The organism is Nocardia sp. BMG111209, from assembly GCF_000381925.1.
Classification (GTDB): domain Bacteria; phylum Actinomycetota; class Actinomycetes; order Mycobacteriales; family Mycobacteriaceae; genus Nocardia.
This window is the reverse complement of sequence record NZ_KB907308.1, coordinates 638,552-659,131: the sequence shown is the minus strand read 5'-3', so window position 1 is coordinate 659,131 and position 20,580 is coordinate 638,552. Positions and strand designations below refer to the sequence as shown.

General features: G+C 70.7%; 21 protein-coding genes. 10 read left to right on the top strand and 11 right to left on the bottom strand.

Annotated features, from left to right (window positions below):
- Positions 1-82: 82 nt before the first annotated feature.
- The 3 genes from G361_RS51190 to G361_RS50520 all read right to left on the bottom strand — a co-directional run bounded on the left by G361_RS51190 (position 83) and on the right by G361_RS50520 (position 2,861).
- Positions 83-1,003, bottom strand: coding sequence for a ubiquinol-cytochrome c reductase iron-sulfur subunit (locus G361_RS51190; protein WP_019930166.1), 921 nt, complete (start codon positions 1,001-1,003; stop codon positions 83-85).
- A gap of 63 nt (positions 1,004-1,066) precedes the next feature.
- The gene (locus tag G361_RS45015) at positions 1,067-2,122 is read right to left on the bottom strand and encodes an alpha/beta hydrolase fold domain-containing protein (RefSeq protein WP_196814639.1); all 1,056 of its coding nucleotides are present in this window, start codon (positions 2,120-2,122) and stop codon (positions 1,067-1,069) included.
- A gap of 529 nt (positions 2,123-2,651) precedes the next feature.
- Entirely contained in the window at positions 2,652-2,861 is a 210-nt protein-coding gene (locus tag G361_RS50520) for a hypothetical protein (protein ID WP_196814638.1), read from the bottom strand.
- Positions 2,862-3,059: 198 nt separating this feature from the next.
- On the opposite strand from G361_RS50520, the gene G361_RS0126575 reads away from it, so the two are divergent.
- From G361_RS0126575 to G361_RS0126555, 5 genes are read left to right on the top strand one after another with little or no spacing between them, the layout of a single operon-like run.
- A complete protein-coding gene (locus tag G361_RS0126575) occupies positions 3,060-4,343 on the top strand; it encodes a cysteine desulfurase family protein (protein WP_019930163.1) in 1,284 nt (427 codons plus the stop codon).
- Positions 4,340-5,437, top strand: a complete 1,098-nt coding sequence (mnmA, locus tag G361_RS0126570; RefSeq protein ID WP_026343545.1) for a tRNA 2-thiouridine(34) synthase MnmA — start codon at positions 4,340-4,342, stop codon at positions 5,435-5,437. The genes G361_RS0126575 and mnmA overlap by 4 nt, the downstream gene beginning before the upstream one ends.
- Positions 5,434-6,087 carry an HAD family hydrolase gene (locus G361_RS0126565; RefSeq protein ID WP_019930161.1) on the top strand — a complete coding sequence of 218 codons (654 nt, stop codon included), beginning with the start codon at positions 5,434-5,436 and terminating at the stop codon, positions 6,085-6,087. Before mnmA ends, G361_RS0126565 begins: the two co-directional genes overlap by 4 nt.
- Positions 6,080-7,156, top strand: coding sequence for a methionine synthase (locus G361_RS0126560; RefSeq protein ID WP_369797938.1), 1,077 nt, complete (start codon positions 6,080-6,082; stop codon positions 7,154-7,156). Before G361_RS0126565 ends, G361_RS0126560 begins: the two co-directional genes overlap by 8 nt.
- Positions 7,157-7,199: 43 nt before the next feature.
- A complete protein-coding gene (locus G361_RS0126555) occupies positions 7,200-8,147 on the top strand; it encodes an aldo/keto reductase (protein WP_026343544.1) in 948 nt (315 codons plus the stop codon).
- Between the two features lie 2 nt (positions 8,148-8,149).
- Here the strand turns inward: G361_RS0126555 and G361_RS0126550 are convergent, their stop codons facing one another.
- A complete protein-coding gene (locus tag G361_RS0126550) occupies positions 8,150-8,509 on the bottom strand; it encodes a hypothetical protein (RefSeq protein ID WP_019930158.1) in 360 nt (119 codons plus the stop codon).
- Positions 8,510-8,538: 29 nt separating this feature from the next.
- On the bottom strand, positions 8,539-9,771 hold the full coding sequence (locus G361_RS0126545; protein ID WP_019930157.1) for an ATP-binding protein: 1,233 nt from the start codon (positions 9,769-9,771) through the stop codon (positions 8,539-8,541).
- Positions 9,772-9,857: 86 nt separating this feature from the next.
- Between G361_RS0126545 and G361_RS0126540 the strand changes: the two genes are divergently transcribed.
- A complete protein-coding gene (locus tag G361_RS0126540; RefSeq protein ID WP_019930156.1) occupies positions 9,858-10,670 on the top strand; it encodes a metalloregulator ArsR/SmtB family transcription factor in 813 nt (270 codons plus the stop codon).
- A gap of 7 nt (positions 10,671-10,677) precedes the next feature.
- Here G361_RS0126540 and G361_RS51900 read toward each other — a convergent pair whose 3' ends face one another.
- Positions 10,678-11,445 (bottom strand): NAD(P)-dependent oxidoreductase, encoded by a 768-nt coding sequence (locus G361_RS51900; RefSeq protein WP_019930155.1) that lies wholly within the window; start codon positions 11,443-11,445, stop codon positions 10,678-10,680.
- A 59-nt stretch (positions 11,446-11,504) separates the two neighbouring features.
- Positions 11,505-11,924 carry a PPOX class F420-dependent oxidoreductase gene (locus tag G361_RS0126530; protein ID WP_019930154.1) on the bottom strand — a complete coding sequence of 140 codons (420 nt, stop codon included), beginning with the start codon at positions 11,922-11,924 and terminating at the stop codon, positions 11,505-11,507.
- Between the two features lie 79 nt (positions 11,925-12,003).
- On the opposite strand from G361_RS0126530, the gene ligA reads away from it, so the two are divergent.
- Positions 12,004-14,229: an NAD-dependent DNA ligase LigA gene (ligA, locus tag G361_RS0126525; protein ID WP_081635671.1), complete on the top strand. Its 2,226-nt coding sequence runs from the start codon at positions 12,004-12,006 to the stop codon at positions 14,227-14,229.
- A 195-nt stretch (positions 14,230-14,424) separates the two neighbouring features.
- Here ligA and G361_RS0126515 read toward each other — a convergent pair whose 3' ends face one another.
- Complete coding sequence (locus G361_RS0126515; protein WP_019930151.1) at positions 14,425-15,252, bottom strand: SDR family NAD(P)-dependent oxidoreductase; 828 nt, start codon at positions 15,250-15,252, stop codon at positions 14,425-14,427.
- A gap of 105 nt (positions 15,253-15,357) precedes the next feature.
- Between G361_RS0126515 and G361_RS0126510 the strand changes: the two genes are divergently transcribed.
- Positions 15,358-16,143 carry a helix-turn-helix transcriptional regulator gene (locus G361_RS0126510; RefSeq protein ID WP_063711906.1) on the top strand — a complete coding sequence of 262 codons (786 nt, stop codon included), beginning with the start codon at positions 15,358-15,360 and terminating at the stop codon, positions 16,141-16,143.
- 7 nt (positions 16,144-16,150) lie between these two features.
- Here G361_RS0126510 and G361_RS0126505 read toward each other — a convergent pair whose 3' ends face one another.
- Both G361_RS0126505 and G361_RS0126500 read right to left on the bottom strand, forming a co-directional pair.
- Entirely contained in the window at positions 16,151-16,882 is a 732-nt protein-coding gene (locus G361_RS0126505; protein WP_019930149.1) for an SGNH/GDSL hydrolase family protein, read from the bottom strand.
- Positions 16,879-18,288, bottom strand: a complete 1,410-nt coding sequence (locus G361_RS0126500; RefSeq protein ID WP_019930148.1) for an MFS transporter — start codon at positions 18,286-18,288, stop codon at positions 16,879-16,881. Before G361_RS0126500 ends, G361_RS0126505 begins: the two co-directional genes overlap by 4 nt.
- A gap of 113 nt (positions 18,289-18,401) precedes the next feature.
- On the opposite strand from G361_RS0126500, the gene G361_RS0126495 reads away from it, so the two are divergent.
- Positions 18,402-19,049 carry a TetR/AcrR family transcriptional regulator gene (locus G361_RS0126495; protein ID WP_019930147.1) on the top strand — a complete coding sequence of 216 codons (648 nt, stop codon included), beginning with the start codon at positions 18,402-18,404 and terminating at the stop codon, positions 19,047-19,049.
- Positions 19,050-19,114: 65 nt separating this feature from the next.
- Positions 19,115-19,621 carry a GNAT family N-acetyltransferase gene (locus G361_RS0126490; protein ID WP_019930146.1) on the top strand — a complete coding sequence of 169 codons (507 nt, stop codon included), beginning with the start codon at positions 19,115-19,117 and terminating at the stop codon, positions 19,619-19,621.
- A 49-nt stretch (positions 19,622-19,670) separates the two neighbouring features.
- Here G361_RS0126490 and G361_RS0126485 read toward each other — a convergent pair whose 3' ends face one another.
- Complete coding sequence (locus G361_RS0126485) at positions 19,671-20,321, bottom strand: amino acid-binding protein (RefSeq protein WP_026343540.1); 651 nt, start codon at positions 20,319-20,321, stop codon at positions 19,671-19,673.
- Between the last annotated feature and the right edge of the window lie 259 nt (positions 20,322-20,580).

Sequence of the window (20,580 nt, the reverse complement as noted above, 5' to 3'; positions counted from 1 at the left end):
TAGCCGCAGTGCGGCCCCGATCGGATCGTTACCCATTTCCGCGCCTCGGCGACACCCGAGCACGCCCGCCGGAATCAACGGATCAGCAACCGAGAACCCCCGGCGGAAGCGGCAGGATGTCGCACCAGCAGGGCCGCTGGGGTGCGGTCCCACCGGGACCGGAGACGACCCACCCGTTCTCGACGCCGACCGGACGAGAGTCCAGCGGTCGAGTGGCAGGACCGACGGCCACGGTGCCGTCCAGATTGAATTTGCTGCCGTGACAAGGACAGTCGATGCTCCCACCACCCACCGAGTTCACCGCGCAGCCGAGATGCGTACAGGTGGTGGAGAACCCGAGGAAGCTGCCGAAATCCGGCTGCGTCACAACGATATTGCCGAGAATGAGCCCACCACCGACCGGAACATCGGAAGTGCGAGCGAGCGCGTTGTCCGGTGCACCCGGCTCCGGCGCCGGTGCGGCGGCAGGTTGCTCCGTTTCGGCGGGCTGATCGACCGCCACCACAGGCGCGGCCGCCCCGGCGACGATCAGCCCGTCCTGCACACTGATCGGCCGCGCCACCAGGGAACGAGTGGCCGGTCCGGTGGCGACGCTACCGTCCAGATTGAACCGGCTGCCGTGACAGGGACAGTTGATGGTCCCGCCCGCGATCGCACTCACCGCGCAACCCTGATGTGTGCACGTCGCCGAAAAGGCCCGGAAATCCCCGGGATTGGGCTGGGTGATCACCGTATCGCCGGCGATGAGCCCGGCACCCACGGGAATCTCGCCGCTGCGGGCCAGCACAGTCCCGTTCGGTGGCGCCGGCGGTGCCGCCACTTCCGGCACGGTGGTCGGGACCGGCACATCGGTGGTCGGCGTGACCGGCGTGGTGCCGGCCGTGGTGGTCGATGGTGTTGCCGCGACGGTACTTCCGTTGTTTCCGGTTGAGCAGGCAGTGGCCACCGCCACCGCTCCGGCGCCGAGAACGATGGTTCGGCGACTGACGTGTTCGACACTCATGGGCGATCAGATCCTGTCCCAGGCTTCTACTTTCGTAGGTCACGAGACAGCACTCCGCCCGGTTCAGCCGGCGAGCCCGAGCTGACGGTAGATGTCCGGCCGCACGGCGGGACCTTCGGGGAGAACCGGGAGCCCACCCAGGGCCCAGTCGTGGATGAGTCCCTCCCGCAGCACGAAGGTGAACGCGGCCCCCTGATCGCGGGCCTCGTCACGCAGGACGAGGACATCGGGGGACAGCACGTCCAACGACCCGGAGTAGACCGCAGTCGGGGGCAGTCCCGCCAGGGATCCGTACAACGGGCTGACCAGCGGATCGGTGAGGGAAAGCGCACCGGCCCACAGGGTTCCGGATTTGCGCAGCGAGGCGACGCCGAGGATCGGGTCCGCGACGGCGGGAATCGCGGGATTGCTCATCGAGACATCCAGCCACGGCGAGACGAGCACCATATCCGAGGGCTGCGTGGCGTCGCGGCGCCCGAGCTCCTGTGCCGTGGCCAGCGCCAGACCGCCTCCGGCGGAGTCCCCGTACAGACTCACGTTTGCGGCGCCGTACGCGCCGATCTGCGCGGTGACCAGATCCGCCAGCGCGGGAACGACACTCGCGGCGCGGCCCTGCGCGGTGTCGGCCAATGGATAGATCGGGACGACGACGGCCGCACCGGTGTCACGGGCCATGGTCGCGTAGTCCAGCCAGTGCATGACGGTGGGCTGCACAACATATGCGCCGCCGTGCAACGCCACGACAACCTTGCCCGACGGCGCCGCGGCCCGGATCGTGACCACAGGCATCCCCGCGAACTCCGCCCGCTGCACCCGAAGTCCGAGGCCGGTCAGCTCGGGTGGGTCCGTGGTGGTGATCAGCGAGGCAAGTTGGGTGCCCAGGTCGATGCCCAGCAGCTCAGTGGCCGCGCGTACCGAACGCAGCCCCGCGACCACCAACTGCGCGACGAGCGAGGGCTCCCCGGTGAAGACCGATTCGTCGCCCCCGGCAGTGGACTCGGCCGCAGTCGCGCTGGGAGATGACGCCATCGGATCGGCCGCCGCCGTGGCCGACCCCGCGATCACCACGACCGCCAGAGCCACGGCGAGAACCGATCCGGCCGTCCGTCGTGCTGTCATGTTCAGACTCCTTCGTCTCCGCCGAGCAGCACCGGGGTCGAGGCCACCGCCCACCGAATCGAGGTGAGATCCGCACCGCCCCCACCATATCCGGGCCCCAACCCCGCGAGAACGGCATCCTCGACACACCGCTGCCCGGCCACCCCGCCCAGCGATAATTACATACAATATTTTGTATACATCCAAGACCGGGCAGTCGAGGTGTACTCGCAATGCCCCGGCCATGGCGTCGAGCCGCAGACCCGGCATCCGCAACGACCTCTGCCGGAACGCAACCCGGTACTATTTTGCCGGGTTGCCGACCGGCTGGAACAGGAACAGTCACCCCAGCAGATTGCAGAGCGGCTGCAATTCGGGCACGGTCGTCACCGGATCCACCCCGGGTCCGCGGGTGAACCGGCACGCCCGTCGGCGCGAACAATGGTTCCTATGCCGGACCCATCGCGGCTCGTCTCGAGCGGGCACCTCGTGTTCGAGACGAGACGTCCCGAACGCCGGGCCTGGGAGGAATGGCACGACGCCGCTCCCGTCACCATCGGGTCGCGAATTCGCGTTCATCGCGAACCGCACGACCTGAACCGCGGGTGACCGCCTGCACCAGCCGGTGCACCGAGATCGCACCACCGACCGGGTCGACGCCGATCATGCCGTACACGGCGAGCACCCCGATCGCGGCGTTCACCGTCGGCAGATCCGCCAACCCCGCCACCAACGCGGCCGGAACACTGTCGGGGCCCACCGGGCACCCCGGCGTCTCGCCGACGGCCCGGCCGCCGCCGACCACGGCCCCACCCGAACCGCCAGCCCAACCGTCCCGGGAATACCGTCCCGCCCGCAGCCGCTTGCATCTGGTGTCGTCGAATCGTAGACAGGTCGTAGCCAGCAGGGGGATACCCCAGGAACACACAGGTCACCGTGGGATAGGGTTTACAGCGTCATGAAGGCTTTTCCGGGTCCGGTCGGTGCGGCGCCCCAGACGGTCTACCTCGATCACGCGGCCACGACACCGATGTACCCTGCCGCGGTCGAGGCGATGGCGGACGCGCTGCGGGTCGCCGGTAATGCGTCGTCCCTGCACGGATCGGGGCGGACCGCGCGGCGGATGCTGGAGGAGGCGCGCGAGTCGATCGCGGCCGATCTGGGGGCGCGGCCCTCGGAGGTGGTCTTCACCTCCGGTGGCACCGAGAGCGACAATCTCGCCGTCAAGGGCCTCTACTGGGCCCGGCGCGACGCCGATCCCCAGCGCACCCGCATCCTGGTCAGCGGTATCGAACATCACGCCGTGCTGGACGCGGTCGAGTGGCTGGAGCAGCACGAGGGTGCGCGGGTGACGCTGCTCGATGTCGATCGGGACGGGGTGGTGTCGCCGGGTACGTTGCGGGCGGCGCTGGCCGCGCATGCCGGTGAGGTCGCGCTGGTCACCGTCATGTGGGCCAACAACGAGGTCGGCACGATCCAGGCGATCGCCGAATTGGCCGCGGTCGCACAGGAATTCGACGTTCCGATGCACAGCGACGGGGTGCAGGCCGCGGCGCAGCTGCCCATCGACTTCGGTGGCAGCGGGCTGGCGGCGGCGAGTTTCGCCGGGCACAAGGTCGGCGGCCCGCACGGGGTCGGCGTACTGCTGCTGGGCCGGCAGGTGGGCTGTGTGCCGCTGCTGCACGGCGGTGGTCACGAGCGCGATCTGCGGTCCGGCACCTCGGATGTGCCTGCGGCGGTCGGCCTGGCGGCCGCGCTGGGCCGCACCGTCACCGAGATGTCCACGCGCACAATCGAATTGCTGTCGCTGCGGGATGCCCTGATCGACGGGGTGCGGGCCCGGGTGCCCGATGCGGTGCTCAACGGCCCGGCCGGCGTGGGCCGGCTACCGGGTAACGCGCACTTCACTTTTCCCGGTTGCGAGGGTGATTCGCTGCTGATGCTGCTCGATGCCGCCGGGATCGAGTGCTCCACCGGTTCGGCGTGTACCGCGGGCGTCGCCGCCCCCAGTCACGTCCTGCTGGCGATGGGCGTCGATGCCCGGACCGCGCGCGGTTCGCTGCGATTCTCCTTGGGGCACACCTCGACTCGGGCCGATATCGATCGGCTGCTGGAGGTGTTGCCGCCGGTGGTCGAGCGGGCGCGGGCGGCGGGGCTGGCCGGGGCCGGTTCCCGGCACGGCGGGCGGAATCAGGAAGGGCCAGGCGATCGGCACCAGTTGACACAGGAGGGAACCCGGTGAGAGTGCTCGCTGCGATGAGCGGCGGCGTCGATTCCGCCGTCGCGGCCGCACGCGCGGTCGATGCCGGACACGAGGTGGTCGGCGTGCATCTGGCGTTGTCGGCGACGCCGGGCACGCTGCGGACCGGATCGCGCGGCTGCTGTTCCAAGGAGGACGCCGGCGATGCCCGCCGCGCCGCCGATGTGCTCGGAATCCCGTTCTACGTCTGGGATTTCGCGGACCGGTTCAAGGAGGACGTGATCGACGACTTCGTCGCCTCCTACGCCGCCGGCGAGACCCCGAATCCGTGCCTGCGCTGCAACGAGAAGATCAAGTTCTCGGCGCTGGCCGATCGCGCGGTCGCGCTCGGCTTCGACGCCGTCGTCACCGGCCACTACGCGCGCCTGGCCGACGGGGTGCTGCGCCGGGCCGTCGACGGCGACAAGGACCAGTCCTATGTGCTGGCCGTGCTCACCGCCGACCAGCTGACCCGGGCGATGTTCCCGGTCGGCGACACCCCGAAGCCGCGGATCCGCGCCGAGGCCGCCGAACGCGGGCTGGCGGTGGCGAACAAACCGGATTCGCACGACATCTGCTTCATCCCGTCCGGCGACACCCGGGCCTTCCTGGGCGCGCGGATCGGGGTCCGGCCGGGCGCGATCGTCGACTCCGCGGGACAGCGGCTCGGCGAGCACGAGGGCGTGCACGGCTTCACGATCGGCCAGCGCAAGGGCCTGGGCCTGCCCGGCCCGGCCGCCGACGGCCGTCCGCGCTACGTCACCGACATCGATCCGGGCACCGGCACGGTCCGCATCGGCACCGCCGAGGAACTGCGGGTCGCGACGGTGCTCGCGGACCGCGCGATCTGGACCTCCGGCGCCGCGCCACAGGGCCCGATCGAGTGCGTGGCGCAGGTGCGCGCGCACGGCGGCACCGCACCCGCGGTCGCGCAGGCCACCGCCGGCGGCCTGGTGGTGCGGCTGCGCGAGCCGCTGACCGGCGTGGCGCGCGGTCAGGCCGTGGTGCTGTACCGCCCGGATCCGGCCGGCGACGCGGTGATCGGCAGCGGAACCATCAGCGGCACCGAGCGGGCGTTGACGGACAGCTCCCGGTGACGGCCCCCGCGATCGGCTTCGACCTCGATCTGACGCTGGCCGACAGCCGGGCCGGGATCGCCGCCGTCTATCGCCTGCTGTCCGCCGAGACCGGGGTGCCGATCGATACCGACGCGGTGGTGTCGCGGATCGGCCCGCCGCTCGAGGTCGAGATCGGGTACTGGTTCCCGCCGGAGCGGGTCGCCGCGATGGCCGACCGCTACCGCGCGATGTATCGCGACGTGGCGGTCCCGGTGACCACCGCGATGCCCGGGGCGGCGGCCGCGATCGCGGCGGTCCGGGCGGCGGGCGGCCGGGTGATCGTCGTCTCCGGGAAGAACCGGGCCGACACCGAACGGACCGTCCGGTTTCTCGAGTTGCCGGTCGAGGAGGTCGTCGGGGGAGTGTTCGGTGCGGGCAAAGGCGAGGCGCTGCGCCGGTTCGGCGCCGCCGCCTATGTCGGCGACCACACCGGCGACATCGATGCCGCCCGCACCGCCGGCGCGGTCGCGGTGGGCGTGACGACGGGCGCCTTCGACCGCGTGGCACTGAGCGCCTACGGCGCCGACGTGACGCTGCCGGATCTGCTCGCCTTCCCCGACTGGTATACGGAATTCCGCGAGAGTCGCTGTACCGCAGCGATTTCCGGACAGGTGAACGCCGATGAGTAAGGCCCACGACATGACGACGGAATCCGCTGTGCTGCGCGGCGGCATCGCGACCGCGGTCGGCTCCTGGCCCGGCGCCGATGCCCGGGAGGCCGCCGCCACCATCGTGGGCGAACTCGGCGACCTGCCGCACCTGGTCGAATTGCCCGGCCGCGGAACGGGTTCGGATCTGATCGGCCGCGCCTCCGCGCTGCTGGTCGACCTCCGCTTCGACATCTCCACCCGCGGCTACCGGCTGGCCCCGCGCCCCAGCGCCACCTCGCGCCGTGCGCACGATCTGCTCCGCACCGATCTGGATGCCCTCGAAGAGGCCTGGGAGACAGCGGGTCTCATCGGCTCCGGCCGCCCGGTGAAGGTGCAGTCCGCGGGCCCGCTGACCCTCGCCGCCCAGGTCGAACTGGCCAACGGGCACCGCCTGCTCACCGATCCCGGTGCGGTGCGCGACCTCGCGGAATCGCTCGCCGAGGGCCTGGAGCGGCACGCCGCCGAGGTCGCGCGGCGGCTGGGCACCGCCGTCCTGGTCCAGGTGGACGAACCGTCGCTGTCCGCGGTACTCGCCGGATCCCTCACCGGCGCAAGCATTCTGAACACGGTGCGCGCCCTGCCCGAACCCGAGGCGCTGCATCTGCTCGATACCGTCGTGGCCGCGCAGACCCGTCCGGTGCTGGTGCACACCTGCGCCGATCGCCCGGCGCTGGGCTTCCTGCGCGACAGTGCCGCCGCCGCGGTGGGTTTCGACCTCGCCACCGTCGGCACCGGCGATCTGGACGGTATCGGCGAACTGCTCGACAACGGAAAGTTCGTGGCGCTCGGGCTGATTCCCGCCACGGCCCCGGCGCGGCCACCGACCTGGCGGGAGGTGGCCGAACCCGGCGTCCGGCTGATCGACCGGCTCGGCTTCCCGCGCCGCCTGCTCGCCGAGCGTGTGCTGATCACCCCCGCCTGCGGCCTCGCCGGCGCCTCGCTGACCTGGGCCCGCCGCACTCTGGCGCTCGCCGCCGACGTCGCCCGCGCCTACACCGAGGAGGCGGAGTCGCTGACCTTCGACCGACTCGGCCCATCCGGAATGTGATGATGGGACGAATCGTGTTCCGAATTCGGAGGGAGTGAAACCGATGTCGTTGCGCCCGTTGGGAACGTCGTCGCTGCAGGTGTCGCCGATCGTGTTCGGCGGCAACGTGTTCGGCTGGACGGTGGACGAGAGCGCCTCGTTCGCGTTGCTGGACGCGCTCGCCGACGCGGGGATCAACTCCGTGGACTCCGCCGACGTGTATTCGGCCTGGGTGCCGGGCAATTCGGGTGGCGAGTCCGAGGAGATCATCGGCCGCTGGCTGCAGCGCTCCGGTAAGCGCGATTCGATCGTGATCGCGACGAAGGTCGGGGGAATGCCGACCCGTCCGGGCCTGTCGCGGGCGAACATCCTGCGCGCCGCGGAGGATTCGCTGCGGCGGCTGCGCACCGACCACATCGACCTTTACTACTCGCATCGCGACGACGCCGATACGCCGCAGGAGGAGACCCTCGGCGCCTATCAGACCCTGATCGAGCAGGGCAAGGTCCGCGTCATCGCCGCCTCCAACTTCAGCGGCGCCCGGCTGCGCGAGGCCGCCGAGATCAGTGCCCGCACCGGCCTGCCCGCCTACGCGGCGATCCAGCCCGAATACAACCTGTACGACCGCAGCGACTACGAGACCGATCTGGAACCGGTGGCGACCGACCTGAAGCTCGGCGTCGTCACCTACCGCCCGCTCGCCTCCGGCTTCCTCACCGGCAAGTACCGCTCCGAGGCCGACCTCGGCAAGAGTCCGCGCGGCGAGCGCACCGTGCCGAAGTACCTGAATCCGCGCGGCCTGGGCATCCTCGCGGCGCTGGACGCGGTCGCCGACAAGCACACGGTGGCACCCGCGACGGTTGCCGTCGCCTGGCAGCTGACCCGGCCCGGCATCACCGCGCCGATCGCCTCGGCCACCTCGATCGAGCAGCTGCGGGAACTGGGTGCGGCCGCGCAGCTGAGTCTCGACGCGGAGGATGTGCGCGCGCTGGAGCAGGCGAGCGCCGGCTGAGTTCAGCCGCCGAACAGCGGCCGGGCGCCGGGATGGCTCAACTGCCACCGGTCCGGCTTGCCCGGCGGGTAGACGACCGGCAGCTGATCGCCGGGGGAGGGCCACTGGCCGACATCCCAGACGAATCGGCCGTAGACGGTCTCGTCGGCCACCGTGGGACCGGAGACGGTCCCGGTGAGCGTGACGAACTCCTCGCCCTGCGCGGCCGGTCGTGGGCTGACCCCGGTGACGTACAGCGTGCCGCTCTCCAGTTGCGGCGCGCTCCGCCACCCCGCGCCGGCCCGCGGCCCGCCGCGGTATCGGGTGATCAGCATGATCACCACACCCGCCAGCACCACGATGAAACCGATCTGCAACAGCATGTCTCCATGCTAGGCGCGCGCCGCGGCGCTCAGTGCGCGACGAGTTCGCCGGCGCCGGACCCGGTGCGGTGCAGCTGCCAGGCGGAGGTGTGCCCGGCCGCCGCGGGCTCCGCGCGCGTGGTGTAGATCAGTTGCGCGCCACGGGGATTGGTGTCCGGCTCGGTGAACATCGCGGTCAGGCGGGCGGCCACGGCCGGCGGCAGGTGCAGATCGAGATCGTCGATGACCAGCACCCGGCCGATGTCCAGCGCGTCCAGCACGGCGGGCAGCAGGCGCAGCAGCGCCAGCGTCGAGGTCGACTCCGCGGCCACATCGATCGCGGTGTCCACCCCGGTGTGCACCAGGCCCAGCCCGATACCGCGGCGCGCGGACATCCGGGTGTAGAGGGTGTCGCGGGCGGCCCGCAGATTGGCCAGTTCCCGATCCAGTGCGGCCGGGGTCAACCCGTGACTGCTCGCCAGTTCGAAGGCGTGCGCCGGGGAGGTCAGGCAGAGGTCGGCCTCCTTGGTGGCGACGGCGATCTCCCCGTCGAGTTCGCGCAGATAATCCGCGTACATCGGATCGGGCGCGGGTACGAGGATGTCCTCGACGCCGAGGTCGGCCGCCCGCACCAGGGTCAGCAACCGCGCGGCGTGCTCGGCCGACCGGGACAGGTGACTGCCCAGCCGATCATCGATCTCCCGCGGATCGCCGGGTCCGTGCACCACGTCGAGGCGATCGGCGAACCAGCGATGCGCCGGCGTCAGCGCCTCGGCGTGCAACTGCCCGGCGAGGCCGAGCAGCAACGCATTCGGCCGCACCAGCGGGACCAGAGCGCCGATACCGTAACGGGCCGAATCGAATTGGGCGCCGATCCGGATCCGGTCGCCGGCGCGCTCGAACACCACGCGCTTGCGCTGATGCGGATGGCTGTGCAGCCATTCGGCCGTGACATCGGCCTGGTCGAGCGTGAATCCGTAGCTGTAGGGCACTCCCTCGGCGACGAAGGTGACCGCGAATTCCGAAGGGCGATCGGCGAATCCGAGATGCGGCGTGCGCACCGGACCGGCGTAGGGATCCCAGCCGGAGACCGAGTGCAGCACCGCGTCCCGCATCTGCGCCAGCGCGTCGACGAGGCTGGACTTGCCGGTGGCGACCGCGCCGCGGATCGCCGTCACGGGTACGGGCAGCGCGCCGGCCCGGGGGCCGGTCGGCCGCAGTTCCTGCGGTCCGGCCAGGAACCGGTGGTTCGTCACCTGGAAGCTGCGCAACACCCCCGCCATCCTGCCGTTTCGCGCGGCGATACGCGAGCCTTGACACGCAACCTTTTGGTTGCCTATGGTGGCCATAGGCAACTCCGAGGTTGCCTATGGAGGATGGTGCGGTGGACGAGGTGTTCAAGGCGCTGGCCGATCCCAGCCGCCGGCTGCTGCTGGACAGTCTGAATGCGCACAACGGGCAGACCCTGGCGCAACTGTGTGCCGGTCTGCGCCTGACCCGGCAGGCGGTCAGCAAACATCTGGCCGTGCTGGCGGCGGCGAATCTGGTGACCACCCGCCGCCGGGGCCGCGAGAAATTGCACTACCTGAACGCCGAACCCATCAACGCCATCTCCGATCGCTGGATCCACCACTACGACCACCGGCGGGTGCACGCCCTCGCCGACCTGAAGACCGCATTGGAGAGTGCGACCGTGAGCAACGAATTCGTCTACACCACCTACATCCGCACCACCCCGGAACAACTCTGGCGGGCGCTGACCGAACCGGCCTTCACCCGGCGCTACTGGGGCGTGAGCTTCGACACCGACTGGCGGCCCGGCTCCGAACTGGTGTGGCACGAGAAGAACTGGACCGGAAAGGACCCCGAGCAGAAAGTGCTGGAATCCGATCCCTACCGCAGACTGTCGTACACCTGGCACACCTTCACACCCGAATTCGCCGCCGCGATGGACCTCGATCCCGAGCAGGTGCCGGCCTGGGCCCGGGAACCCCGCTCGCGGGTCACCTTCGAACTCGAACCGCAGGGCGAATCGGTGAAACTGACCGTGGTGCACGGCAATTTCGCCCCCGGCAGCGGCCTGCTGACCGCGATCAGCGGTGGCTGGCCGCACATCCTCGCCAACCTCAAGACCCTCCTGGAGACCGGCGACACCCTGCCCGGCGGTCCCGGCGCGAAATAGCCGCGGGTCACGTCCGGGGCCACTGCCGGTAGATCTCGGCCGCGGCCCGATGGAATCCGGCCGGCAACTCGTGCGCGGCGAAAGTTGTTGCGATCTCTTCCATTTCGCCGATCCAGCGCCATCCCTTGGCATCCGCGGCGGCCGCGGCCCGCGCGCTGCGGCCGGCCAGATCCGGTTGCGACAGCTCCCATTCCGCCAGCAGCACGTCCTCGACCTGTGCGGCGCGGGCCAGTTCGCGGACGCCGAGCAGCAGGGCCTGACTGCCCTTGGTCCACGCGGCGTAGCTGATCTTCAGGGCCGACGCCACGCCGATCCCGGCGTCCGGCAGCACCCGGGCGTCGAGATCGGTGCCCGCGAACAGGGCTGCCACCGCGGCGGATTCGGCGCCGGACAGGTAGAGCCGGGTGCCGCCGGAGCCGTCGGGCGGATATCCGATGATGCCGCCGTCCACCGGCGTCCCGCCGACCGATGCGGCGACGGTACGGACGGTGTCCGGCGCAATCGCGTTGGCGTCCACATAAATTCCACCGAACGCGGCGAACTCCCGGGCCGTCGCGACGGCGGCGTGCGGTGGGCAGATCGACAGCACCACATCGGATTTCGCGGCCAGCGCCGCGACCGTCCCGACATCGGCCAGCCCGGCGGCGGCCGCCCGGTCCGCGGTCGCCGCGCTGCGCCCGGCCGAGGCCCACAGCACGGTGTGCCCGGCCTGCCACAGGCAACCGCCGACCGCGGCGCCCATCTCGCCCGGATGCACCACGCCCACCACGCTCATTCGCGTACTTCCTCTCGACGGTCCGGTCGCTCGACGTGCCGCGAACTACGCCGGATCGCTCAGCGCAGCATGCCGTAGCCGTGATCCGGCCGGATACGTACCACCGCACGGCGATCCGCGACCATGGCCCGCCGATAGTCGTCCCAGTCCGGATGTTCGCCGCTGGCCGCCCGATAGTAGGTGATCAGCTCCTCGACGGTGGCGTCGTCGAGCGCGGCCGCCGGTGGGGTCAGCTCCACGTCGCCCTCCAGCACCGCGTACTGCCAGAAATCGGTACTGGTCACGTGCAGCGCGGCCCACGGCTGCCGCAGCAGATTGTGGTACTTCGCCCGATCGGCCGTGATCGAGATCCGGATGATCCCGTCCTCGCCGACGGAATGGGTGACGTTCGACAACTGCGGCCGGCCGTTGCGGCGGAGCGTGGTGAGCACCGAACGCGGAGTGGTGCGGGCGAATTCCAATGCGGCATCGAGTTCCATACCGGCTCCAACGGCCCGTGCCGGTGGGCTGTTCCCGACCGCCCGAATGCGGCACGACGTGCGGGAACGGGACCGGGATATGTCGGGGGCCTGGGCTAATCTGCCTTGCGTGAGCGAATCCGGGATCGAGATCCGGCCCGCGACGGGCGACGAGCGCACCCAGTGGCAGCAACTGGCCGAAGAGGTACGCGATCACCAGTTCCGCTACTACGTGCGCGATGCGCCGATCATCTCCGACGGCGAATTCGACGCGTTGCTGCGGCGGTTGCAGGCGCTGGAGGAGGCCCACCCGGACCTGCGCACCCCCGATTCGCCGACCCAGCTCGTGGGCGGCGGCTTCGCCACCGAGTTCACCGCGGTCGACCATCTCGAGCGAATGCTGTCGCTGGACAATGTGTTCGACGAAGCTGGGATGCGCGCCTGGATCAGCCGCGTCGAGGCGGAGACCGGCGCCGGCATCCACTACGTGTGCGAGGTCAAGATCGACGGCGTCGCGCTCAATCTGGTCTACGAGGACGGCCGCCTGGTCCGCGGCGCCACCCGCGGCGACGGCCGCACCGGTGAAGATGTCACGCTCAACGCCCGCACCATCGGCGACATCCCCGTTCAGTTGACCGCGAGCGACGAGTTCCCGATCCCGCGGCTGCTGGAGGTCCGCGGCGAGGTGTACATGCGGGTCGCCGACTTCGAGGAGCTCAATGCCGCCATCGTCGCGGAAGGCAAACCGCCGTACGCGAATCCGCGCAATACGGCGGCGGGCTCGCTGCGGCAGAAGGATCCGGCGGTCACCGCGCGGCGGCCGCTGCACATGACCTGCCACGGATTCGGCCGGATGGCAGGCTTCGCCCCCGAATCCCAGTTCGAGGCGTATCGCGCGCTGGCGGCCTGGGGTCTGCCGGTGTCCGAACACACCCGGCGGGTGCGCGGCGCCGACGCCGTCGTCGAGCGCATCGGCTGGTGGGGCGAGCACCGGCACGACATCGAGCACGAGATCGACGGCCAGGTGATCAAGGTCGACGAGTTCTCGCTGCAACGCCGCCTCGGCGCCACCTCCCACGCGCCGCGCTGGGCCATCGCCTACAAGTACCCGCCGCAGGAGGCCACCACGAAACTCCTGGATATCCAGGTCAACGTGGGCCGCACCGGCCGGGTCACCCCGTTCGCGGTGATGGCGCCGGTCACCGTCTCGGGTTCCACGGTGTCGCTGGCCACCCTGCACAATGCCGCCGAGGTCGTCCGCAAGGGCGTGTTGATCGGCGACACCGTCACCATCCGCAAGGCCGGCGATGTCATCCCCGAGGTGCTGGGCCCGGTGGTCGACGTCCGCGACGGCAGCGAGCACGCATTCGTCATGCCCACCCACTGTCCGGAATGCGGCACCGAACTGGCCCCGGAGAAGGAGGGCGACGCCGACATCCGCTGCCCGAATCAGCAGCACTGCCCGGCGCAGTTGCGGGAGCGCGTCTTCCACGTGGCCGGGCGCGGCGCCTTCGATATCGAGGCGCTCGGCTACGAGGCCGCGATCGACCTGCTGAAGTCCGGAGTCATCGGCGACGAGGGCGACCTGTTCGACCTCACCGAGGAGAAACTACTCGCCACCACGCTGTTCACCAACAAGAACGGCAGCCTGTCCGCGAACGGTAAACGGCTGTTGCAGAATCTCGACGCCGCCAGGGACCGGCCGCTGTGGCGGGTGCTCGTCGCGCTGTCGATCCGCCACGTCGGCCCCACCGCGGCCCGCGCCCTCGCCTCGGCCTTCGGCGACATGTCCCGCATCGAGTCCGCCGCGGTCGAGGAACTGGCCGATGTGGACGGGGTCGGCCCCACCATCGCCGCCGCGGTCGTGGAGTGGTTCACGGTCGAGTGGCATCGCGTCATCGTGGCGAAATGGCGTGCGGCCGGCGTCCGGATGGCCGACGAACGCGACGCGTCCATCGAACGCACGCTGGAGGGCCTGTCCATCGTGGTCACCGGCTCGCTGCAAACCTTCTCGCGCGACGAGGCCAAGGAGGCGATCCTGATCCGCGGCGGCAAGGCGGCCGGTTCGGTTTCGAAGAAGACGGCCTTCGTGGTCATCGGCGAGGCCCCCGGCTCCAAGGCTGCCAAAGCGGAGGAACTCGGCGTCCCGATCCTCGACGAGGACGCCTTCCGATTATTACTGGAGTCCGGTCCGGAGGCGGTGACCCCGGCGGCCGAGCCCACGGACGCGGACGAGCCTACGGATGCGGACGAGCCTACGGATGCGGACGAGCCTACGGATGCGGACGAGCCCACGGATGCGGACGAGTCCACGGACGCCGGCTGAGCCCTCGGCTGCGGTCGAGCCTACGGACGCGGCTGAGCTCTCAGCTGCGGCTGAGCCCACGGACGCGGTCGAGCCCACGGACGTGGGCGAGCCTACGGACACGGTCGAGCCCTCGGCCGCGATCGAGCTGGCAGCCCCGGCCGAATCCGCCGACTAGACGAGTAAACCCGAACAGCTGTCGAGGCTCCGCACGTCTCACACCAGCGCGGTGTCGAAGCGCGCCGCGGTGTCCAGGTCGGCCGCGACCGCCGACAGCTTGCCGCGGATGGCCGCCACGGCATCCGCGCCGAGGGCGAGTCGCAGCGGTGCGCCGGGCATGCCGAGCGTCGCCAGCACGGCGTCGGCCGCCTTGCGCGGATCGCCTTCCTGCTGCTGGTCCGAAGCGGGCAGGTTGCTGCGAATCGGACCGACGGTGTCGGCGTAGTCCGAGATCTCGGCGCCGACACTGAGCGCGCCCGGGTTCGCGAAACCCGTTCGGAACGAGCCCGGTTCGACGATCAGCACCTGGATTCCCAGCGGCGCGACCTCGGCCGCGAGGGCTTCGCTGGCCAGTTCCAGCGCTCCCTTGGCGGCGCTGTAGCTTCCGACACCCGCGAAGGACAGGAAGCCGCCCATGCTGCTCACCTGGACGATCGCCCCGCTGCGGCGTTCCCGCATCTGGCGCAGCACCAGCCGGGTGAGCCGCAGCGGACCGAAGAACATCACCTCCATGGCGTCGCGCAGGTCGGCTTCGGTGGTCTCCTCGATCGCCCCGACGATCCCGAACCCCGCGTTGTTCACCAGCACGTCGATGCGCCCGGCGTCCCGCACCGCCTGCTCGGCGGCCGCGGCGTCGCGCACGTCCAGCGCCACCACCCGCACCCGGCCGGGATGCGCCGACACGATGTCGGCCATGCTCTCCGGCCGCCGGACCGCGGCCACCACCTCGTCACCGGCGGCCAGCGCCGCCTCGGTGAAGGCGGCGCCGAACCCACTGTTGGCTCCGGTGATCAGCCACCGACGACGTTGCTGCGGCTCGTTCATCTCGCCCTCTTTCGCTCTGCCCCGGCGGTTCCCGCCGCGTCCGCCCATTACGTTGCCCGCCGTGCGGCCTGCCCGGTATGGCCCAAAGGTGGAATATTGGACGGTGTGAGTCGAGCTCTCGCCGTTTCCGGCCGCCGTCCCCGCACCCTCCCGGCCGGGGAGACGCTCAGTGCGGAGGACTATCGGCGGCTGATCGGAGTGCTGGAATCGGTCGATCACGCGGACGACCTGCCGGAGTTCCGGCAGGCGCTCGCGCTGGCGTTGCAGAGCTGGTTCGGTTTCACCGGTGTGGCGGTGCTGCACGGCGATACCTTCGTCGACGCGGTCCGGGCGGGCTGCGGCATCCAGGCCGGGTACCTGCCCGAGTTCCTGGACGAATACGCGGCACACTGGGCGACGCGCGATCCCTTCCGCTCCGAACCCGCGGCGCGGCTCCTCGCGGAACAGGGCGTCGTACGACTGGCCGAACTGGACTCGGATTCGGAGTTCGTGCGGGATTTCCTGCGCCCGCACGGCATTCGCGACAAGGCTGCCCTGCTGGTGGACGGCGGCGCCGCAGGCGTGCTCTATGTCGGAATGGCCGCCTGCGACACCGATCGGGTCCCGGACCGGGACATGGCGGCGCTGCGCGCGCTGCGCCGCCACCTGACCCCGCTGGTGATCGAACAACTCGGCCGCGACCGGGAACGGCGTGCGGCGCAATCCACCTGGCAGCTCACGCCCCGCGAGTGGGAGGTCGCCGACCTCGCCGCGCGCGGCCTCACCAACCGGCAGATCGCCCAGCGCCTGTTCATCGGCGTCGACACCGTGAAGAAACATCTGAGCCGAGCGCTCGCCGCGACGTCGTGCACCAGCCGCACCCAACTCGCCGTGCGGTTCGCCGCCGCCTAGCCGGGGCTCACGCCGGTCCGCCGCGGGCCAGGGACTTGATCACCTCGGCCGCGACCACGGCGTGGCCGGCCATGGACAGGTGGATCAGGTCGGCGCTGAGCCAGCTCTCCCGTAGCCGGGCCGGATGGTTCCAGAGTTCGGTGAGGACGGCGTCGTGGCGCTGCGCGATCCGCCGCACCGCCTCGGCGAATTCGGCGAACCGGGGCTGTAGCGGCGTCATCCGGCCGGTGAAGGCGTCGGCGAGGGTGAACATCGCCAGCCGCGCCCCGGTGGCGGCGACCCGGGCGCACAGGTCGTCGAGGTCGGCCTCGACCCGATCCGGGTCCGCGCCACGCTTGAACAGATCGTTGCCACCGCAGCAGATGTGGACCAGATCGGGCCCGAACGCGGTCAGATCGTCGAGCTGTTCCGCGCGGACCTCGGCGATGACCGCGCCCACCCGGCCGGTGTTGAGGTATGCCGCCGCCGGATGTGCCGCCTGTAGCCGGCGGGCCACGCGGTCGGCCCACGGCACGGATTCGTAACCGGGCCAGGGATCCCCGGTGCCCTCGGCGATGGAATCGCCGATCACCGCCAGCCGCCGCCACGGCACCTCACGCAACAGGGCACGAGACTCCTTCTCGGACAACAGGAATGGATCGGTCGATTCGGTATGGGTTTCGGCGCGGTGCGGTTCGGGCGCGAGTGGTGTGCCCCCGTGCTGCCGCTGCACTGCCGCCTCCGGGCCGTGGACACTCATGCGCCGGCCTCCTCGGCGCGTGCCGGCACGGCGGCGAGAACCGCTGTGGCGACGGCGATCACGGCGCACACGGCGAACAGCGTGTGGAAGGCGGTCAACGGTGCGCCGGGATGCGCGGCGAACACCGCGGCCAGCAGCGCGACGCCGAGCGCACCGCCGGACTGCCGCGCGGTCACATTCATCCCCACCCCGGCCGCGAACCGTTGCGGCGGAAGCGATCTCGCGGCGGTGGTGCCCAGTACGGTGATCAGCAAACCGATACCGCCACCGCCGAGGATGCCCGCGGGCAGCCACGCCTGCCACAGCGCGGGTGTGGCATCCCAGACGCCGGTGCTCATGTAGAGGGTCGCCGCGGCGAACATGACCGCACCCAGGACGCCGAGCAGGCGCTGCCGGTCGGCGGTGGCCCGCCCGGCGAGAACCGCGGTCACCATGGACGCGATCGCGCCGATCGTCATGGCGCCGGCCGATTTCAGCACCGAGTAGTGCCACATACCGTCCAGCCACAGCGGTCCGGCCAGCAGCCACGCGAACATGGCGGCGCCGAAGACGAAGGCCGTCGCGTTCACGAGCGCGTAGGAGCGGCTGCGCCACAACCCGACCGCGATGGCCGGCCGCGGATGCCGCCGCGACCGCCACAGCGCCACCGCCAGCAGCCCGGCCCCGCCGATTCCGGCGGTCAGGGTGCGCCAGTCGACCCAGCCCCACTGCTGCCCCTCGGTGACGGCCGCGACGATCGCGCCGATGCCGAGCCCGGTGGCGACGGTGCCGACGAGATCGGGCAATCCGTCACCGTGCCGCCGATCGCCGGCGATCAGTCGCACTCCGGCGAGGAGCAGCAGTGCGGCGATGGGCACGTTGACGACGAAGACCGATCGCCAGCCGAACCACTCCACCAGCGCGCCGCCCACGGCCGGTCCGACGGTGGCGGCGAACCCGCCCGCGGCGGTCCAGGCGGCCATGGCCGCCCCGATACGTTCCGGCGGGGTGGCGCCGAGGACCAGGCCCAGCCCGGCGGGGATGAGGAAGGCGGCCGCACCGCCCTGCAACAACCGTCCGGCGATGAGCCAGTCCGCGCCCGGGGCGAGCGCGCACAACAGTGAGGTGAGTGCGAAACCGGCCAGGGCAGCGAGGAATACGCGTCCGCGGCCGAGGGAGTCGGCCAGTCGCCCGGCCGGGGTGAGCAGCGCCGCGAAGGCGACGGCATAACCGCTGACCACCCAGGTGAGGGTGGTGGCGGCGGTGCCCGGATAGTCGCGGGTGATGGCCGGGAAGGCGATGTTCACCACCGACAGGTCGAGGAAGGACATGAACGCCGCGCCGGAGGCGACCAGCAGGGCCAGGCGCGCGGCGAGCGGGGTGGTGTCGGGCCGGACGGCGGTGGGCCGCGGGGACACGTCTGTCATGGGAGCGACTTTCGGGAGAGGGGTGCGAGCGAAACAAACTGAACGTACGATCGTTCTTATTGTTTAACGTACGACCGATCGCACACTTACGCAAGCCGGAGGAGCAGAATGGAGTGGTGACGAATCCCGTGCAGATCCCGGAGCAGCAGATCCCCGAGCAGCAGATATCGGATCAGCGCCTGCTGAAGGGCGCACGAGCGCGCGCGACCATCGCCCGCCGCGCCGCGGATGTCGCCTCGGTGGAGGGCCTGACCGGATTGAGCCTGGGCCGCCTGGCCGCCGATCTGGGCGTGAGCAAATCCGGGGTGGCGACCCTCTTCGGAACCAAGGAGAATCTGCAGCTGGCCGCGGTGCAGTCCGCGCGGGAGGTGTTCATCGAGGCCGTGATCCTCCCGGCCCTGACCGCACCGCGGGGCATGCCGAGATTGCGCGCGCTGATCGAGAATTGGTTCGTCTACATCGGTGCGCCGGTCCTGCCCGGCGGCTGTTTCCGCAGTCAGTGCGTCTCGGAGTTCGACAGCCGTCCCGGCCCGGTGCGCGACGCGCTCGCCGCCGACCGCGCCGATTGGTTCGCGGTGCTGGAGAAGGAGATTCGACGCGCGCAGGAGCAGGGCGCGCTGTCCGGGCTCGATCCGCACGCGCTGGCCTTCCAGCTGGACGCGATCATGACCGCCGCGAATTCGGCCGCGCGGATGGGGGATTCGTCCGGCCTGCCCACCGCCCGCGCCATCGTCACCGCCCTGGTCGGGGCGGCCGGATAACTGCCCGGTGCGCGCGTACCGACCCGGAGTCGCCGGGCGGTCCGCCGGCTGGGCACTATCGAGGGGTGGGTTCAGTCGAGAACAGGTTCGAGATCCGCCGGGCGCGGGCGGAGGAGTTCGAGGAGATCGGGGCGCTGACGATCTCGGTGTATCTGGGCGAGGGGCACGTCCATCCGGACAGCTCGTATCTGTCCGTCCTGCTGGACACGGCGACCCGGGCGCGCACGGCCCAGGTCCTGGTCGCGGTGCGCGACGGGGAATTGCTGGGTTCGCTCACCATCGCCGAACCGGGGACGCCCTACGCCGATATCGCCCGGCCGGACGAGCTCGAGTTCCGGATGCTCGCCGTCGCGAAGGGCGCCCGCGGGCTCGGCGTCGGCAGCGGACTGGTCGACGCCGTCCTCGGCGCGGCCCGGGCGGGAGGCTATCCGGCGGTGATCCTGACCACCATGTCGACCATGGCCGACGCCCGGCGCATCTACGAACGGATGGGCTTCGTCCATGTCCCCGAACGCGATTGGCGCACCGATTCCGGCAAACCGCTCACGGTGATGCGGCTCGCGGTGGGCTGACATCGGTTACCGGCCCGCGAACCGGGCAGCTGACACGTGTTGCCCGATGTCAACCCAGGACCGTGGCGATGATTCCGGCGAGATAACCGAGCCGAGCGACCTCCGAGGGCCGGAAGTCCGGACCGCCCGGCCGGCCCAGCAGCAGCACCTTGCCGGTGTTGGCGAGCGGGGCGGCCGCGAGCTTGGTGTCCATGTCCTTCCAGATCTGTGGCACCCAATCGGCCTCGCCGTCGAGCACCATCGGCTTCTCGAGCGGCATCCACGGCGCCGAGGCGGCCTGCGTCTCCGGCGCGCTGGGACTGCCGACGACCCGGTACGCACCCTGCGATCCGATGTCGACGACGGTGCACCAGCCGACCCGCAGGATGCGCGGGACGCCGTCGACCAGCACCTGCAGCCGATCGTCGCGGGCGCCGGCCACCTGATCGATGAGCTCCAGCTCACGATGGGTGTCCAGCATCCCGGAGTACGGCCGTAGCGAATCGACGTGCACGTCGGCCAGCGATTCGGCGGCGGTGATGAGGGTGTCGGGCAGGGCGCCGGGCGGTACTTCGACCACCAGATCGTCGATGGCGAATCCGGCGCCGCGTTCGACCACGTCCAGCGACAGGATATCGGCGCCGACGCCGCCCAGCGCGAGTGCGAGTGAGCCGAGACTTCCTGGGCGATCCGGAAGTTGCACGCGAAGCAAGAATGACACGTGCGTTCCTTCCTTTCTGGTGCAACCGGGGCCCTGGTCGGATACCCGAGTCTCGCAATACTTACACCCACCGCCTCGGACAATCGAGCCGAAGCGCGCGGGGCGGCCGAGGATACGACCGACACCGGTAATTGTGCCTGTGCGGCGGCCTCCTGTGCACGGGTTGTCCGACGGACTCGCTAGGCTGTATCCGTCCCGCTCGCCGGCCACCACGCCGTCGCGGGGCGGATCAGTACCTCAATCTGCCGAAAGGGGTCCC

What these genes read in the sequence shown, in the direction of transcription:
- G361_RS51190 (WP_019930166.1), bottom strand. Translation starts at nt 1,003, where the DNA reads ATGAGTGTCGAACACGTCAGTCGCCGAACCATCGTTCTCGGCGCCGGA.
- G361_RS45015 (WP_196814639.1), bottom strand. Translation starts at nt 2,122, where the DNA reads ATGACAGCACGACGGACGGCCGGATCGGTTCTCGCCGTGGCTCTGGCG.
- G361_RS0126575 (WP_019930163.1), top strand. Translation starts at nt 3,060, where the DNA reads ATGAAGGCTTTTCCGGGTCCGGTCGGTGCGGCGCCCCAGACGGTCTAC.
- G361_RS0126560 (WP_369797938.1), top strand. Translation starts at nt 6,080, where the DNA reads ATGAGTAAGGCCCACGACATGACGACGGAATCCGCTGTGCTGCGCGGC.
- G361_RS0126555 (WP_026343544.1), top strand. Translation starts at nt 7,200, where the DNA reads ATGTCGTTGCGCCCGTTGGGAACGTCGTCGCTGCAGGTGTCGCCGATC.
- G361_RS0126550 (WP_019930158.1), bottom strand. Translation starts at nt 8,509, where the DNA reads ATGCTGTTGCAGATCGGTTTCATCGTGGTGCTGGCGGGTGTGGTGATC.
- G361_RS0126545 (WP_019930157.1), bottom strand. Translation starts at nt 9,771, where the DNA reads ATGGCGGGGGTGTTGCGCAGCTTCCAGGTGACGAACCACCGGTTCCTG.
- G361_RS0126540 (WP_019930156.1), top strand. Translation starts at nt 9,858, where the DNA reads ATGGAGGATGGTGCGGTGGACGAGGTGTTCAAGGCGCTGGCCGATCCC.
- G361_RS51900 (WP_019930155.1), bottom strand. Translation starts at nt 11,445, where the DNA reads ATGAGCGTGGTGGGCGTGGTGCATCCGGGCGAGATGGGCGCCGCGGTC.
- G361_RS0126530 (WP_019930154.1), bottom strand. Translation starts at nt 11,924, where the DNA reads ATGGAACTCGATGCCGCATTGGAATTCGCCCGCACCACTCCGCGTTCG.
- ligA (WP_081635671.1), top strand. Translation starts at nt 12,004, where the DNA reads ATGTCGGGGGCCTGGGCTAATCTGCCTTGCGTGAGCGAATCCGGGATC.
- G361_RS0126515 (WP_019930151.1), bottom strand. Translation starts at nt 15,252, where the DNA reads ATGAACGAGCCGCAGCAACGTCGTCGGTGGCTGATCACCGGAGCCAAC.
- G361_RS0126505 (WP_019930149.1), bottom strand. Translation starts at nt 16,882, where the DNA reads ATGAGTGTCCACGGCCCGGAGGCGGCAGTGCAGCGGCAGCACGGGGGC.
- G361_RS0126500 (WP_019930148.1), bottom strand. Translation starts at nt 18,288, where the DNA reads ATGACAGACGTGTCCCCGCGGCCCACCGCCGTCCGGCCCGACACCACC.